Source organism: Streptomyces sp. NPDC006435 (assembly GCF_040612315.1).
Lineage (GTDB): Bacteria > Actinomycetota > Actinomycetes > Streptomycetales > Streptomycetaceae > Streptomyces.
In genome coordinates, this window is the sequence record NZ_JBEXPY010000085.1 from 1 (window position 1) to 14,744 (window position 14,744).

Below are 14,744 nucleotides of genomic sequence, written 5' to 3' on the forward strand. Positions count from 1 at the left end.
TGCTCCCACACCTGCCACCACGGCGTCGACTCCTCAACCGCCTCACCCCACGGCAGGGACTCCGCCTGCTTCAGGGACTCGGCGTCGTACCCGTACGTGCCGGGCTTGCCCGAGCCGTCACCGCTCTTCAGCGGGCTGCCGCCGACCAGGGCGACGATCTTGGCGTGACAGGCCCGCTCCACCTCCTGGAACGCCGCCCACACCTCCGCGATCTCGCCCCGGCGCCGGTTGTTCTCCTCGACCAGGTCCCCGTCCTCGGACCACTTGTCGTCACCGTCCACCTTCACCCGGAAGGCCACCGCGTCCCGCTTCAGCTCCTTCAGCTTCTCCACCAGCGGAAAAGCGTCGTCGGAGTAGGTGCCCAGCGCCCCGGCGATCACGCACAGGTCCGAACTCAGCGACTGGCCCTTCGCCGCGACCGGACCGGTCGTCGCGAACAACTGCTCCGCCTCGGGTGCCTTGTAGAAGGCGCGCAGCCCGCCGAAGCTGCGGTGCACGTCCCCGGCCGCCTCCGAGATCTTCGCCCCGTGACCGGACAGCGCCGTCACCTTCACATCGAGCAGCGCCAGGTCGCCGGTGAAGACGGGTATGCCGACCGGATCGACCGGCCCCGGCCCGCTCACCGGTGCTCTCCGCGCTTGAGAAGGTCCAGCCGCACCGCCCTGGCCGCCCGCTGCGCGTGCTCGGCGGCCTCCAGATCACCCCGGCAGTACGCCCCCGTCGCCTCCACCGCCCCCAGCACCGATGCTTCCGTGCGCTCGGCCATCGACTTGAAGTCCTTGTCACGCTCCCGCAGATACTCGCCCAGCGCCGCGGCCACCGGACCCATCGCCGCACGCGACAACGGCGCACTCCCCGGCACCACCGGACCCTGCACAGGAGTCGACGCCTGCGCACCCGGCACCGCCGTCCCCGCCGCCCGCGCCGCCTGCGACACCGTCTCCAGCATCGCCGTCAGGGCCTTCTGCAGATCACCGGCATGACCACCGACCACCCTCAACTGGCCCTGAACCCCCTGCGGCCTGATGTCCCACCCCACCACGACAAGCCCCCCTTGCGCCCCGTACCGGACCGGCCGCCCCGTCCCCGTAACTCCCGAGTCGACCCCTCGTGTGGCGAACAGCCGTTCGCATGGTCATCTCTATCAACCCGGGCGTCGCTGACGCAATCAGCAAACCGTCAATCGGTCGACATTGGCTTGCTTATGACGTGGTGAAACCTGGTGGGGGTGGTCCCGGGTGGTGTTGGGAGTGTGTTTGCAGTTGACGATGGGTGGGGCCATCTTCCCGACAGAAAGCCAATTTCTGGCGAAAAGCATAAAAGGTGCATAAGGTGAATGGAGGGTTATTCTGCGGGAATGATTCAGTACGTCGAGCCCCTCGCCGCATCCGGCCTGAAGATCGACTGGACTCGGATGCCGACCTACAACACGATCATGTCCGTGGCCGCCGGTGCGGGGCTTCTGCTCCTGGTGGTGCTGGGGCGTCAGTTCCTCACCTCCCGGAGCGCCATCGCGCCCGAGGGGTGGGCGCTGGCCTTCGGCGCCCTCGGCTTCACCCTCGTCACCACCGGTCTTCACATGACCCTGACCTGGCCGCTCGCCGGGCAGGGTTTTCCGTTCGACAACGTCATCTTCGGTGAGCCGGCACTGGCCTTCGGCGTATTTCTGCTCGCCGCCGCTTTTTATCTCTGGAAGCGGGGCGCCGAACTCCTCGGCGACGACCGCGTCACCCGTACGGCCCAGATCGCCGCGCCCATTTCCGTGTTCGTCTTCGGAATGGGGCTCGCCTGCTTCGGTATCGCCGCCGCAGGCTGGAAGTACACCCTCTTCGCCGCCCCGCCGGAGGAGCCCATCTCCGGCGAGTTCGCGGAGTGGCCGCTTCTGGAAGCGAGCTTCATGTCCGGGCTGTACGTCCTGGTCGGCATCGGCGCGGTCCTCTTCCCGTTCGCGCTGCGGCGTCCCAGGACATGGATGAGCCCGGTCATCGGAGTCGCCTGGGGGGTGTCCGGACTCGCCTTCCTGTTCTTCGGCGGACTGAACTACTTCACTCACATCGGGCTCATCGTCAACACCATGTGAGTCGGTGCGGGCCCGGTAGTCCGAGCCCGTCACGCGCGCGGGACCATTCGAGGGGTCAGAGGATCGGGGGGCGGCCCAGGCGGGTCATGCGCCACACCGTGCGCCACTTCATCGCCTTGCGCGGGCCGCACGATGTCCGCACACCCTCGGCGAAGCCGCCCCACCATGCCTTCGCGCCGCTCAAGGAGCGCATGCGGATCATGGTGATCCCGGTCCACACGCCGAGGTAGACCGGGATCAGCGGGACCGGGAGCCGGCGGCGTGCCAGCCATACGCGGTTGCGCGCCGTGAACCGGTAGTAGACCGCGTGCCGCGCCGGGGACGTCTTCGGGTGCTGCAGGACGAGTTCGGGCTCGTAGAGGATCTTCCAGCCCTCGTCGAGCGCACGCCACGCCAGGTCGGACTCCTCGTGCCCGAAGAAGAACTCCCCGGCCCACAGGCCGGTCTGCTTGAGCATCGGTACGGAGAAGGCGTGCCCGCCGCCGAGGAACGCCGTCACCAGGCCCCGGCGCATCGGGTCGTCGGCGCGCAGCCGGGGAATCCAGCGCCGTTCGGTGTGCCCGTGCTCGTCGGCGACCCGGAACCCGATGATCCCGAGTCGCGGGTCGGACGCGAACAGTTCCTGGACCTTCCGGAACACGCCCATGTCGATGAGCAGGCCGTCGTCGTCCAGCTCGACGACGACATCGACGTCGCCGGAGTCGCGCAGCAACTCCAGACCGACATTGCGGCCCCCGGGGCAACCGAGGTTCTCGTCGAGGGGGATCTTGGTCACGTTCTCCGCCACGTCCACATCGGTGAGGGGAGTCGCGTTGCCGATCAGTACCACGCGCGCCGCCGGCACGTCCTGCTTCTCCACCGAGGTGAGAAGAGCCTCCAGTTCCCGTGGGCGGGTGCCCATGGTCACGATGACGACCCCGATACGCGGCAGCGACATAGCGGCAAACTCCAGTGGTTGGCGGAGTGCCGATGCTAGCGCCGCGCGAGGTGGTCCTCGCGCCGCACCCGGTCCCGGGGTCAGCCGGTGAGCAGGTCGGCGGCGGTGTACTCCTCGTCGGTGACGGGGGTCAGCCAGTGCACGACGGCGTGGTCGTCGTCGCCCTCGTTGATGGCCAGGTGGACCATCAGCCGGTTCGGGGCGGCGCCGTGCCAGTGTTCCTCGTCGGCCTCGAACAGGACGCGGTCGCCGGGCCGGATGACTTCCACCGGTCCGCCCCGGCGTTGGCACAGGCCGATCCCCTCGGTGACGAAAACGGTCTGGCCCAGCGGGTGGCGGTGCCAGTGGGTGCGGGCGCCGGGCATGAAGTGCACCAGGGACGCGGTGACCCGGGACGGGGCCGGGGCGGCGGCGACGGGGTCGATGTACACGTCACCGGTGAACCAGTCGGCGGGGCCCTTGACGGTGGCGATCGAGCTGCGGGTGATCTGCATGGTTCGTTCCTTCGGATCGTTCCTTCGGGCGGCGGGGGCGGCGGGGGCGGCGGGGGCGGCGGGGGCGGTTCAGGGGGTGAGGAGGGCCTTGACGGCGCGGCGCTCGTCCATGGCCCGGTAGCCCTCGGCGACCCGCTCCAGGGGCAGCGCGAGGTCGAAGACCTTGCCCGGGTCGATGCGACCGGTCAGGACGCGTTCGATCAGGTCGGGCAGGTAGCGGCGTACGGGGGCGGGGCCGCCGCGCAGGCCGACGTGGGAGAAGAACAGCTCCTGCCCGTCGATCGCCACTTCGTGGGGCACGCCGACGAAGCCGACGCTGCCGCCGGGCCGGGCCGAGTGCAGGGCCTGCCGCATGGCCTGGGCGGTGCCGACGCACTCCAGCACGCTGTCGGCGCCGATTCCGCCGGTGAGGTCCTTGATACGGGCGATGCCCTCGTCACCGCGCTCGGTGACGATGTCGGTGGCGCCGAACTCGCGGGCGAGTTGCTGCCGGGACTCGTGGCGGGACATGGCGATGATCCGTTCCGCGCCCAGTTCCTTCGCCGCGATCACCCCGCACAGGCCGACCGCCCCGTCGCCGACGACGACGGCGGTGGAACCGGGCCCCACCCCGGCGGCGTCGGCGGCCCACCAGCCCGTGCCCATCACGTCGGACACGGCCAGCAGACCGGGCCAGAACTCCTCGCCGGGCACCCCGTCCGTGGCGACCAGGGTGCCCTGGGCGTTCGGGATGCGTATGTACTCCGCCTGGCAGGTGGACATGAACTCACGGTGCAGGCAGTTGGACGGGAAGCCGCTCAGGCAGTTCGCGCAGGTGTTGTCCGAGGTGGCGAACGAGCCGACGACGAACTGTCCCGGCCGGACCGAGGTGACCTCGCTGCCGACCTCCTCGACGACGCCGACGTACTCGTGCCCCATCGGGTGCGGGTCGCCGATCGGTTCCAGGCCCCGGTACGGCCACAGGTCCGAGCCGCAGACACAGGTGACGGCGGTGCGGATGATCGCGTCGGTCGGGTGGAGGATCCTCGGGTCGTCGAGGGTCTCGAAGCGTACGTCGCCGGGGGCGTGGATCACTGCTCCGCGCATGGGAGGTTCCTTACGTGCTGTGAAGCGGCCGGTACGCGGTGGTACCGGTGGGTGCGGGGGAGGGCCCCGGTCCGGGGCGGGCCCGGTCCGGCCGGATGCACGGCGGGACGGGAAGCACCACGTCATCCAGACAACCGGCTTTCCGCACGGGCAGCGAGTCACCGTCGAAGGGTGTACCGGCAGTACACCCCTGTCCCGGCGGGGGAGACGTACGGTCGAGGAGTGGACAACCGTGAAGAGGTCCGCGAGTTCCTCACCTCGCGGCGAGCGAAGATCACCCCCGACCGGGTCGGGCTGCCCGCCGGGCCCCGGCGCCGCGTGCCCGGTCTGCGCCGCAGCGAGGTCGCGGCCCTGGCCGACGTCAGCGTCGAGTACTACGCCAAGCTGGAGCGCGGAAACCTCGCCGGTGTCTCCCCGGCAGTCCTGGAGGCCGTCGCCCGCGCACTCCGGCTCGACGACGCCGAGCGCGCCCACCTGCTGCTCCTGGCGCAGGCCGCCGACGGCAGCGACGCCCTCGCCCGGCCCCGGCGCCGACGGACCAAGGGGCAGTGGGCTCCGCACCGCAGCCTGCAGTGGACCCTGGACGCCATCACCGCCGGACCCGCCTTCGTCCGCAACGGCCGCATGGACCTGCTGGCCGTCAACCCGCTCGCCCGCGCCTTCTACAGCGATGTCTACGAGAGCGCCCCGGACGGCCGGCCCAACCTTGCCCGTTTCAACTTCCTCGCCCCGGCCTCCCACCGCTTCTACCCCGACTGGGACCTGTTCGCCGACATGGCCGTCGGCATTCTGCGCACCGAGGCGGGCCGCGACCCGCACGACAAGGACCTCCACGACCTCGTCGGCGAACTGTGCACCCGCAGCGAGGAGTTCCGCACCCGTTGGGGCGCCCACGACGTCCGGCACCACGGCACCGGTACGAAGCGCTTCCGCCACCCGGTCGTCGGAGAGCTGACCCTCGCCTACGAGGGCCTGGAGATGGCCGCCGAACCCGGCCTCACCCTCACCGTCTACACCGCCGAACCCGGCTCGCCCTCCGAGGAGGGCCTGCGCCTGCTCGCCTCCTGGGCCGCGACCGGGGCCGCCGATGCCGGGGCCGCCGAGACGCCGAAGGACGAGGACAGCACAGACAGCGACGCGGACAGCACAGGCAGCAAGGGCAGCAAGGCCATCGACCGCGACCCGCAGGAGCCGGTGCAGTCGGGTCAGTGACGGGCGGCGGTCCGTCGCCCGGACAGCCCCGCGCGTACGGCGGCTGCGCCGCGTACCGTGGCCGCCACCGCTGCCGACTCCCCGACGAGCGACGCGTCCCGGCACATGGCGCACAGCTCCTCGTCCCCCTCCGGGGTGAAGAGCATCGGCTGCACGTGGTGGGGCCCGGCGCACTCGCGCATCGAGGTCAGGCGGGGCGGCGGAGTCGCGGCGGGAGGTGCCACCGGCGGCGGTACGGGTTCCGGTTCGCTGAGCAGGTACCGCAGGAGGCCGCCCGGACGGTGGATGGCCCGTTCGCGGCCCGGCAGTCCGCGCCGGACCCGGCCGCGTACGTCGTCGGCGGTGTGCCCGAGGACCAGCCACTCGGAGGCGAGCGCAACGAGCTGCGGGACCATGCCGCGCGGCACGGCCAGCCGGGGATCCATGGCCGTGATCCCGGCGATCAACTCCCGCGCCTCGCGGTCGCATTCGGAGTCCGGAGAAGGAACAGGAGGCGGGGGAGAGGGAGGGGTGGAAGTGTTTCCGACGGGGGTCTTTTCGGGATGACGACCGGCGGCCCGACCCTTCGGCTCACCGGCGGCCGGACAGGCGGCCGTCGGACACTCGTCGCGCACGGCGGCCGTCGGACGGCCGTTGCGTACGGCGAGGGCCTCCTCGGCGGTCAGCGGCACGGAGGAGACGAGCTGCACGGTGGACCAGAGGCCGCGCAGCCCCTGCTGTCGCCACTCGTGCACGAATCCCTCTCCCTTGAGCTGGGCCTTGGCCCGGTTGAAGGCGCCCTTCCCGATACCGGCGCGGACGGCGGTGCGGGAGAGGGACTCCTCGGCGCCCGGGGGAAGGGAGAGCTGCCAGGTGAGGATGCGGACGGCGTCGGACGACAGCCGGGGATGCCGCAGGATCTCGTTGGAGATCTGGGAGAAGTGGCGCAAGGGCGCGATAACATGCCGAAGCATCGTTCGTGTTCCTGTCTCTAACAGTTTAGGAACTGGCGGTGAAGGCCCTTGTCGCTGGTTGCACCCGGCGATGGGGGCCGCTTCATTTGTCACCGTACATGAACATCCGCACACGCAGGGTCACTTCACCCGGCTACCACTCCCCGCCGTAACGCTCCTGCTTCCGCTGGATCCACGCCTGGATCACGTGCGTCTCCTCGGGCGACGCGGCGCGCAGATCGCCCGCGTTGATGGTCGCCACGAAATGCACGAACCGCACCCGCCGCAGGGGCCCGTCCACCCCGATGACCTTGCCGGGGCCGTAGACCTCGGTACCGGTGTGGGCAACAAAGGCGTCCTGCCCGAAGGGTGTTGTCATGACGGTTCCTCTCGGTTCACTTCACTCTGTGCAGGTGATTCATGCCACAGGGTGAGCTGCCTGCGGCTACGCTCGCCAGAGGTTTCAGCGTGACGATGCGCTTCGCACATGGGGGAGTTGCCGGTGGCCGGGGAGGGGATTCCCAAGGCTCGGGTCCTGTATGGCAAGGAATTACGCAGCCGCAGGGAAATGGCGGGGCTGACGCAGGAGCAGTTGAGCCAACGTGCGTTCCTGTCCCGTACGCACCTCGCCCACATGGAGGCGGGGCGGCGGCTGCCCTCGCCGGAGGACGCCGAGCGGCTGGATCAAGTGCTGGAAACGGGCGGATTCTTCGTGCGGTTCCTGCCCGTGCTGGACGACGAACACAAGATCGCCGAGTACTTCGAGGCGGTTGTGGAGTTCGAGAAGCAGGCGACGGTGCTTCGGCATTACGACCCCAAGCTGATTCCCGGTCTGCTCCAGACGGAGGCGTACGCCCGCGAGGTGTTGAGCTCAGGCTTCCCGCTCAAGAGTGAAGAGGAACGTGACAGGCTCCTTGTCACACGCCTGAAGCGCGCCCGCATCCTCGACAACTTCGAATCGCCCGTGATGTGGGTGCTGCTCGACGAGGCGGCGTTGCGCCGTCCCGTTGGCAGCCCGGCCCTGATGGCCGAACAGCTGCTTCGTGTTGTGGAGTTCGGGGAACGTCGGCGCGTACGGGTGCACGTCCTGCCGTTCTCGGCGGGCTATCACGCGCTGCTGGAGGGATTGGTCTCCCTGATGTGGTTCGAAGACCTGCCGCCTGTCGCCTACACCGAAGGGCTCAAGTCGGGGCGGCTCTGGGAGAACTCATCGGCAGTGCGCGACTTTCAGGCGGCCTACGATCACGCACTGGGGGATGCGCTCTCGCATCGGGAGTCCCTGGCCCTCATCCGTTCGGTTGCGGAGGAGTACGAACATGAAGCGCAGTGAGACCATCGTCCTGGACGCCTCGGTCCTGTCCGCCTGGCACAAGTCCAGCCACAGCGGCGACAACGGCGGGGCGAGTGCCTCGAAGTGAACGATGCCTGCACCGCCTGCGTCCCCGTCCGTGACAGCAAGAACCCGCACGGTCCGGCCGTCGTCTTCGCGGCCTCGGCCTGGACGCCGTTCGTGACGGCGGTCAAGGGTGACCGTCTGGTGTGACGGTGCGTCGAACCACGGAGTGGGGCCCGGTCGCCGCGACGACCGGGCCCCACTCCCGTTCCTGTACGTACTACGGGAACGACACCACCTGCGACGGAATGGTGTCCGAGCCCGAGGTGGGCGACCCCGTCCCGTTGATGACGTGCTCGTACTGGCCCTTGCCGCCGAGCGAGACCACCAGCAGGTCGTGGAACCTCACACCGGGCTTCACCGGCGCCTGGAAACCGTGGTCCTGGCGGATCGTCGGGTCGACGTTGAAGTAGCAGTAGCTGCCCAGGCCCCAGCCCTCGTGGTTGTTCACCGAGTCGTCGACCTTGTAGGCCGCGAAGCCCTTGATGTCGCCGTTCTGGATGGCGGCCTGGTTGGGGGCGTCGTACGCCTTCTCGTTCTGGAAGAAGATCGTCCGGCCGTTCTCGCCGGACCACCGGACGTCGTACTTGTTGAAGTGCTCGACGAACAGGCCGGTCGCCAGGACGTCGTCGCCGTTGACCTGGAGGCCGTAGTCGGCCCGGTTGGTCTCCCAGCCGACGCCCTCGCCGTGGTCGGCGCGCCAGATCCAGGTGTGGTCGACGATCGTGTCGTTGCTGTTGATCACCATGCCGGTGGTGGCCCGGCCGGCCCCGGCGCCGCCGACCCGTACGAACACGTCCTGGAGCGACGTCGGGTTGTCCGCGTGGCGCGCGGAGGCGCCCGCCGGGCCGACCTCGACCAGGGTGTCCGAGTTGGTGGGACCGGCGTCGACGAGCAGCCCGGCGAGCTTCACCCCGTCCACGTCACCGACCCTGATGGCCGTGACGCCGTTGTCCGGGACGATCGTGGCGAGGCCCAGGCCGAGCACCACGGTGTCGGCGCGGTCGATGTCGATCGGCCGGTCCACGTGGTGGATGCCGGGTGTGAACAGCAGGTGCAGGCCCTGCTCCACCGCCGCGTTGATCGTCTCCGCGGTCGCCCCGGGCTTCACCACGTAGAACCGGTCCAGCGGTATCGACTCGCCCTGCGGCGTGCCGTTGCCCCAGGAAGTGCCGCGCGCGTTGATGCGCTTCGCGGGCACGAACACCTTGTACGCGTCCCCGTCGAGGTACAGGAACGGCTTCTCGCGCGAGACGGGGGTGGTGTCCAGCGTGGTGTACGGCGGATTCGGGAAGCTCTGTGCGGGCGCGCCCTCGACGCCGGAGAACGTCATGTTCCAGACGGCGTTGTTCCAGCCGCCGACCGAGCTGTCCCGGGTGTACCACTGCTGTTGTGAGTACGGTGCGACCTGGCCGTCGATCCTGCTGTCGGCGATGTAGCCGCCGCTGGCCCAGCCGTAGCCGTCGGGCGCGAGGTTCAGCCCGCCCCGGACGTGCATCCGGCGGAACGGCGCGGCCTGCGACACCGCCCAACGGTCCGTGCCGTTCACCGGGTTGAGCGCCAGGTTCTCCGCCGAGCGCCAGAAGTTCTGGGTGGCGTTCCCGTTGAACCAGCCGGCGTCGACCGTCACGTCGCCGTTGAACGTGGTGTCGTCCGGGCTCAGCCCCAGCCCGGCGATCGAGGTGTAGAAGCCGAGCTGCGCGTTGATGTTGTCGTACGTGCCCGGCTTGAAGAACAACGCGTAGCGGCCGTCGCCGAACTGCGCCGACTCCTGCCGCTCGAAGATCTCGTCGACCTTGCCCTGGATGTCCGGCGTCGAGGGGTCGAAGACCAGGACGTTGGGGCCCAGGTCGCCGCCGCCGACGATCTCCTGTGCGTTGTTCTGGCCGTGTGCCGTCGGGGCCGCGAGGACGGAGGCGAGCAGCGCGGCGGCGAGTGCGGCGATCACGGCCGGTCCGGGAATCCGGCTCCGGCGGCCCCGACGGCTGCGGCGGAGGCCGGAACGAGGGCTGAGGCGTGGGGGTGCTGTGGGGGGAGCATGCATGGGAACACTTCTCCTGAGTCGTGGTTCGGATGCACGACGAACTGTCGGGGGAGCGTCTTGAGAGCGTTCTGAGAGCGCTCTCCCAACGGATCCCGATGGTTCCGTTGCCGCGCGGTGAACGTCAAGAGGTGTGCACAGGTGGGCGCCCGGGATCGGCTTGAGTGCAACAACTAAAGCCATGGGAAAGGCGATTGACCCGTTATGGGGTCGGTTCGGTGGGGGTGTGCATTCAGGGGGTGCCGTATGAACGGCGAGGGGCGGGGACAGCCCCGGAAGGCCCGTCCCCGCCCCTCGCGGTCCGTCGGTCCGTCAGCCCGTCGGTCCGTCGGTCCGTGTCGAGTGATCAGGCCGGATCGTCCGGCTGCGGCCGCTTTCCGGCCGCTTCCCGGCGCATCCTTGAGGCGAGGGCCAGGAAGACCGACAGATTCTCGACCATCTCCACGGGGAGCCTGGCCCACGGCTTTCCCTCGCCGCGCCGATGGATCTCCAGCCAGCCCTGTTCCACCGCGACCCGGTCGACCTCGCGCCAGTCGAGCCGTTGGTCGAGGCACCCGACACCGGCGGGATCGAGGTGGGCGCCGAAGAAGTCGACCCGTTCGCCCGCCTTCAGCCGGTCCCTGTCCTGCGGCAGCCGTACGCGCGTGAACGTCTCGTCCAGTTCGTCGATGAACCGTGCGACCCCCTTGTACGCGTCGGTCACCGTGATCTCGGCGCCCTCGCTGGGGCGCACCCAGAGTTCGTGTGTGGTGACGCTGGTGATCCCGTTCGTCACTTTGGTGCTGCGCCGCCGAATGCCGTCGATCTCGTCCCACGGGTACGCCTCCGGCACGTGCCCGGCGACCTCCCGGACGATGCCGTGCTGGTAGTGGCCCAACCAGACCTGGGCCTGCCGTCTCGTGAGCGCGAGGAAGAGGAAATACCCGGCTGCGGCGACTATGGCGGAGCCCAGGAGGAGCAGCGGCAGCCCGTAGTACCAGGCGCCGTGGCTCCGCTGATTCTCCACTGCGGTCGAGATCCCCAGCCAGAGCATCGGCAGTCCGACCAGTGCCGGAAGCAGCACCACGATCCACGGAAAGCGCTTGGGTTCGGTCCACACCAGCCCCTGGCGCGAACCGAGTTCGAACTCCCGCGCGACTCTGCGCATGGAGGGTGGAACAGGAGTGGAACCACGATCCGACACGAGCCCCCCAAGGCCAGGCAGTTGAGGGCCATTGTCGGGGAGGGGAGCCCGTACGGGAAGAGTGCCCCGGCCCGGCGGGCATGGGCCGGCAGCGTCGCCGAGTCGTCCCGCCGGCCCCGCGCTCCGGATCATCCAGATCTGCGCAGCTCGCGGCCGGGGGGCGAGGACACCTGCTCAGTCCGTCAGCGTCTCGCTGAAGCGGGACTGGTTGGTCGGGGCGCCGATCGTGGCCGCGCCGAACGAGACGGAGCCCTTGGCGACGATCCCGGTGGGGTCCGTACCGAAGATCCACAGGGCGCCCTTGCTGTTGTTCTCCGTGGGGGCGCCGACCACCATCTCCGTACGGCCGTTGTTGTCGTAGTCGCCCAGCGCGACGGCCTCGCCGAACTGGTCGCCCGCCTCGGCGACGCCCGGGACCCCGGCCGTGTACTGGCCGAACTCCTTGGTGCCCGCGCCGCTCACGCCCTTCGGACCGCCCTTGAACACCAGGACCCGGCCGGCGTCGGAGATGCCGTTGATCCGCTCGCCGGGCAGGCCCACGGCGATGTCGGGGTAGGTGTCGCCGTCCGTGTCGCCCAGCGCCAGGCTGTAGCCCATCCGGTCGTGGGCCTCGGCCGTGCCCGAGACGCCCTCGGTGTCCTGGTTGATCCAGACGGGCTTTCGGGTGGTGCTCTGCCCCGTCGGGCCGCCGTACGAGACGAAGAGCGCGCCGCCCTTCTTCACCGGGGTGTCCGCGTGCGACCACTCGTCGCCGCGCCCGATGACGACGTCCCCGTGGCCGTCCTTGTCCAGGTCGGCGATGCCCACACTGACGCCGCCGACCCCGGCGCCGTCCGCGTCCTTGATCTCGACCGGCGCGGCGAAACCGGTGCGACCGCCCTTCAACAGGTACGTGTGCTGCGCCCACGGGCCGTCCTCTGCGAAGCCGAGGATCACCAGGTCGCCCACGCCGTCGCCGGTCACGTCGCCGACGGCGATCTCCGAGGTGTCGAGCACGGCGGTGCCGTCGACCGAGAAGGAGCTGATCCGGCTCGACTTGCCCGTACTGCCGATCGGGCCGTGCAGGACGTGGCCGCCGCGCCGTACGTCGCCCACCGCGATGTCGGCGAAGCCGTCGCCGTCCACGTCGCCCACGTCCAGGTCGCCGGTGGCGTCGGTCTGGTCGCCGGGGACGGGGGCGAGGACCGTGGCGTTCTTCGAAAGGCCGGACGCGCCGCCCCAGTTGACGGACAGGACCGTGCCCTGGTCGCCGGGGATGTTCGCCCAGAGGCGGCTGACGAGGTCCGCGTAACCGTCGGCGTTCAGGTCGGCGCTGCGCAGCTCCGTGCCGTAACGGGCGTCGCTGCCTCCCTCGATGCCGGAGCGGTTCGGCCAGGTCAGCACCTGCTTGCGGGCGGAGGACAGGCCGCCGGGACCGCCGAAGAGGACGCTCACGGCGCCCGCGCCCTCCTCCGAGCCGACGACGGTGGTGGCCATGGGGGCGCCGACGGCGACGTCCGGGTAGCCGTCGCCGTTGAAGTCGTCGCGCAGCCGCTCGGTGCTCGGCGTGCTCGCGGTGGCGGCGGACGGCTGCGCGGCCGGGGCGGACGACTGCGCGGCGGCATGACCCACGGGCGCGGCGAGGGCTCCTGCGACCAGGGCGACACCGGTCGCGATCGCCAGCCGACGGCGGGGGGAAAGAACAGGCACGTGGATCAACTCCGGTGCTCGGGACGTCGGTCGGGGCAGTACGGAAAAGGTTCCGCACTGCCCCGTACGACGTCGCGCCCCGGCGGATGGTTGTGCCGGAGTGCCGACGACCACCGACGGATGCCGTCGGCTCAGCCCTCCTTGAAGGTGTCGAGATGGGCGAAGGCCACCACGTTGTCCTTGTAGTCCTTGGCGGTCTTGTCGTACGCGCCACCGCAGGTGATCAGGCGCAACTGGGCGGAGTTGGTGTCGGCGTAGACCCGCTCGTCGGGGAAGTCCGCCTTGCTGAACTGCTCGACGGAGTCGACCTTGAACGTGGCCACGGAGCCGTCCGCGCGGGTGATGTCCACCTTGGCGCCGGGCTTGAGGTACTGGAGCTGGAGGAACACGGCCGGGCCGGTCAGCGTGTCCACGTGGCCCGCCACGATCGAGGCGCCGCGCTCGCCGGGGGTGGCGCCGTCCTTGTACCAGCCGACCAGGTTGTTGTCGTTGGGGGGCGGCGCGTTCAGCTGGCCGTTGGCGCCGAGGGACAGGTCGGTGAACGGGGCGTTGACGCCGATGGCCGGGATGCTCAGCCGCTCGGGGACGGAACGCGGCATGGTCGGGCCGACGGTGGTCGGCGACGGGGGGAGCGGGGCGGGCGCGGCGTGGGAGCCGAGGATCTCGGGCGTGGCGGACGCGACGGCCGCGGGCGGTGCGGGCGGTTTGTCGTCGACCGGGGTGCCGAAGGAGTTGTAGATGAGGAGGATGCCGACACCGGCTGTCACGGCGGGCCACATCAGGGCGCGGCCCAGTGTGGTTCGGGAGGCGGTCCGGGTGGGGGTGGAGCCGGTCGACTGCGGGGCGGCCATGGGAACGTGCCTTTCGGTTCAGTCGTGCGGTGCTGAGGGGGAGGCGGGTGCCGTGTACGGGCACGGGCACGGGTGCTGCGTACGGGTGCTGCGTACGGGCACGGGCACGGGTACGGGTGCTGCGTACGGGGGAGGGGCCGGGCCGTACGGGCCCGGCGAGGAGGCCGGGCCGCGCGGGCCCGGGGCTTATCCGGGATTTACTCGGGGGGAAACGCAGCCGCCGCGACCGCCGCCCCGAGGGGCGACGGCCGCGACAACGTGCCGTTCGGACGGCGATCGGCCCGGTCAGGCCATCGCGCCACCCGTCGACTGGCGGCGGCGCAGCTTGTACGCGCCGACGCCGACACCACCGAGGAGCAGCGCCGAGCCGGCGGCCAGACCGCCACCGGTCATCGCCATGCCGCCACCACCGGTGTGGACACCGCCGCGGGGCTTGTCGCCGTGGTCGCCGTAGCCACCGCGGTCGTCGCCGCGGTCGCCGTAACCACCACGGTCGCCGCCCCGGTCGCCGTAGCCGCCGCGGTCGTCCTTGCCGCCCTTGTCGTGGTCGCCGTAACCACCGCGGCCGCCCTCGTCGTCACCGGTGATCACGGAGGCCATGAAGCCGCCGCCGGCGTGGACGCCGCCCCAGGGCTTGTCGCCCCGGTCGCCGCCGCGGTCGCCGCCGTAGCCGCCGCGGTCGTCCTTGCCGCCCTTGTCGTGGTCGCCGTAGCCACCCCGGTCGTCCTTGCCACCCTTGTCGTGGTCGCCGCCGCGGCCGCCCTCGTCGTCACCGGTGATCACGGAGGCCATGAAGCCGCCGCCGGCGTGGACGCCGCCCCAGGGCTTGTCGCCCCGGTCGCCGCC

Annotated in this window: 14 protein-coding genes and 2 pseudogenes; 4 read left to right on the forward strand and 12 right to left on the reverse strand. The window is 70.4% G+C overall.

Features of this window, described 5'->3' with window-relative positions:
* Both ABZZ04_RS38355 and ABZZ04_RS38360 read right to left on the reverse strand, forming a co-directional pair.
* Nucleotides 1-623 (reverse strand): annotated as a pseudogene (locus tag ABZZ04_RS38355) (hypothetical protein); the annotation flags it as partial.
* Complete coding sequence (locus tag ABZZ04_RS38360; RefSeq protein ID WP_356936872.1) at nucleotides 620-1,042, reverse strand: DUF6507 family protein; 423 nt, start codon at nucleotides 1,040-1,042, stop codon at nucleotides 620-622. The gene ABZZ04_RS38360 and the pseudogene ABZZ04_RS38355, both read right to left, overlap by 4 nt.
* Nucleotides 1,043-1,357: 315 nt before the next feature.
* Between ABZZ04_RS38360 and ABZZ04_RS38365 the strand changes: the two genes are divergently transcribed.
* Nucleotides 1,358-2,080, forward strand: a complete 723-nt coding sequence (locus ABZZ04_RS38365; RefSeq protein ID WP_356936873.1) for a DUF981 family protein — start codon at nucleotides 1,358-1,360, stop codon at nucleotides 2,078-2,080.
* Nucleotides 2,081-2,135: 55 nt separating this feature from the next.
* Here the strand turns inward: ABZZ04_RS38365 and ABZZ04_RS38370 are convergent, their stop codons facing one another.
* The 3 genes from ABZZ04_RS38370 to ABZZ04_RS38380 all read right to left on the reverse strand — a co-directional run bounded on the left by ABZZ04_RS38370 (nucleotide 2,136) and on the right by ABZZ04_RS38380 (nucleotide 4,597).
* Nucleotides 2,136-3,017, reverse strand: coding sequence for a glycosyltransferase (locus ABZZ04_RS38370; protein WP_356936874.1), 882 nt, complete (start codon nucleotides 3,015-3,017; stop codon nucleotides 2,136-2,138).
* 80 nt (nucleotides 3,018-3,097) lie between these two features.
* Nucleotides 3,098-3,511 (reverse strand): cupin domain-containing protein, encoded by a 414-nt coding sequence (locus tag ABZZ04_RS38375; protein WP_356936875.1) that lies wholly within the window; start codon nucleotides 3,509-3,511, stop codon nucleotides 3,098-3,100.
* A gap of 69 nt (nucleotides 3,512-3,580) precedes the next feature.
* Nucleotides 3,581-4,597, reverse strand: a complete 1,017-nt coding sequence (locus ABZZ04_RS38380) for a zinc-dependent alcohol dehydrogenase family protein (RefSeq protein ID WP_356936876.1) — start codon at nucleotides 4,595-4,597, stop codon at nucleotides 3,581-3,583.
* 222 nt (nucleotides 4,598-4,819) lie between these two features.
* Between ABZZ04_RS38380 and ABZZ04_RS38385 the strand changes: the two are divergent.
* Nucleotides 4,820-5,674 (forward strand): annotated as a pseudogene (locus ABZZ04_RS38385) (helix-turn-helix transcriptional regulator); the annotation flags it as partial.
* Between the two features lie 128 nt (nucleotides 5,675-5,802).
* On the opposite strand, the gene ABZZ04_RS38390 reads toward ABZZ04_RS38385, so the two are convergent.
* Both ABZZ04_RS38390 and ABZZ04_RS38395 read right to left on the reverse strand, forming a co-directional pair.
* Complete coding sequence (locus ABZZ04_RS38390; protein WP_356936877.1) at nucleotides 5,803-6,762, reverse strand: hypothetical protein; 960 nt, start codon at nucleotides 6,760-6,762, stop codon at nucleotides 5,803-5,805.
* A gap of 133 nt (nucleotides 6,763-6,895) precedes the next feature.
* Nucleotides 6,896-7,120 (reverse strand): hypothetical protein, encoded by a 225-nt coding sequence (locus ABZZ04_RS38395; protein ID WP_356936878.1) that lies wholly within the window; start codon nucleotides 7,118-7,120, stop codon nucleotides 6,896-6,898.
* Nucleotides 7,121-7,228: 108 nt separating this feature from the next.
* On the opposite strand from ABZZ04_RS38395, the gene ABZZ04_RS38400 reads away from it, so the two are divergent.
* A complete protein-coding gene (locus ABZZ04_RS38400) occupies nucleotides 7,229-8,071 on the forward strand; it encodes a helix-turn-helix transcriptional regulator (RefSeq protein ID WP_356936879.1) in 843 nt (280 codons plus the stop codon).
* 84 nt (nucleotides 8,072-8,155) lie between these two features.
* Nucleotides 8,156-8,284, forward strand: coding sequence for a DUF397 domain-containing protein (locus ABZZ04_RS38405; protein ID WP_356936880.1), 129 nt, complete (start codon nucleotides 8,156-8,158; stop codon nucleotides 8,282-8,284).
* A gap of 70 nt (nucleotides 8,285-8,354) precedes the next feature.
* Here the strand turns inward: ABZZ04_RS38405 and ABZZ04_RS38410 are convergent, their stop codons facing one another.
* From ABZZ04_RS38410 to ABZZ04_RS38430, 5 genes are all read right to left on the reverse strand, one after another.
* Nucleotides 8,355-10,178 carry a coagulation factor 5/8 type domain-containing protein gene (locus ABZZ04_RS38410; protein ID WP_356936881.1) on the reverse strand — a complete coding sequence of 608 codons (1,824 nt, stop codon included), beginning with the start codon at nucleotides 10,176-10,178 and terminating at the stop codon, nucleotides 8,355-8,357.
* Between the two features lie 343 nt (nucleotides 10,179-10,521).
* Nucleotides 10,522-11,322 carry a DUF6585 family protein gene (locus ABZZ04_RS38415; RefSeq protein WP_356936882.1) on the reverse strand — a complete coding sequence of 267 codons (801 nt, stop codon included), beginning with the start codon at nucleotides 11,320-11,322 and terminating at the stop codon, nucleotides 10,522-10,524.
* Between the two features lie 210 nt (nucleotides 11,323-11,532).
* Complete coding sequence (locus ABZZ04_RS38420) at nucleotides 11,533-13,047, reverse strand: hypothetical protein (protein WP_356936883.1); 1,515 nt, start codon at nucleotides 13,045-13,047, stop codon at nucleotides 11,533-11,535.
* Nucleotides 13,048-13,178: 131 nt separating this feature from the next.
* The gene (locus ABZZ04_RS38425; protein WP_356936884.1) at nucleotides 13,179-13,898 is read right to left on the reverse strand and encodes a class F sortase; all 720 of its coding nucleotides are present in this window, start codon (nucleotides 13,896-13,898) and stop codon (nucleotides 13,179-13,181) included.
* 285 nt (nucleotides 13,899-14,183) lie between these two features.
* The coding region (locus tag ABZZ04_RS38430; RefSeq protein WP_356936885.1) for a hypothetical protein at nucleotides 14,184-14,744 on the reverse strand (561 nt) is incomplete at its 5' end.

What these genes read in the sequence shown, in the direction of transcription:
- ABZZ04_RS38410 (WP_356936881.1), bottom strand. Translation starts at nt 10,178, where the DNA reads ATGCATGCTCCCCCCACAGCACCCCCACGCCTCAGCCCTCGTTCCGGC.
- ABZZ04_RS38395 (WP_356936878.1), bottom strand. Translation starts at nt 7,120, where the DNA reads ATGACAACACCCTTCGGGCAGGACGCCTTTGTTGCCCACACCGGTACC.
- ABZZ04_RS38400 (WP_356936879.1), top strand. Translation starts at nt 7,229, where the DNA reads ATGGGGGAGTTGCCGGTGGCCGGGGAGGGGATTCCCAAGGCTCGGGTC.
- ABZZ04_RS38390 (WP_356936877.1), bottom strand. Translation starts at nt 6,762, where the DNA reads ATGCTTCGGCATGTTATCGCGCCCTTGCGCCACTTCTCCCAGATCTCC.
- ABZZ04_RS38365 (WP_356936873.1), top strand. Translation starts at nt 1,358, where the DNA reads ATGATTCAGTACGTCGAGCCCCTCGCCGCATCCGGCCTGAAGATCGAC.
- ABZZ04_RS38375 (WP_356936875.1), bottom strand. Translation starts at nt 3,511, where the DNA reads ATGCAGATCACCCGCAGCTCGATCGCCACCGTCAAGGGCCCCGCCGAC.
- ABZZ04_RS38415 (WP_356936882.1), bottom strand. Translation starts at nt 11,322, where the DNA reads ATGCGCAGAGTCGCGCGGGAGTTCGAACTCGGTTCGCGCCAGGGGCTG.
- ABZZ04_RS38425 (WP_356936884.1), bottom strand. Translation starts at nt 13,898, where the DNA reads ATGGCCGCCCCGCAGTCGACCGGCTCCACCCCCACCCGGACCGCCTCC.
- ABZZ04_RS38380 (WP_356936876.1), bottom strand. Translation starts at nt 4,597, where the DNA reads ATGCGCGGAGCAGTGATCCACGCCCCCGGCGACGTACGCTTCGAGACC.
- ABZZ04_RS38370 (WP_356936874.1), bottom strand. Translation starts at nt 3,017, where the DNA reads ATGTCGCTGCCGCGTATCGGGGTCGTCATCGTGACCATGGGCACCCGC.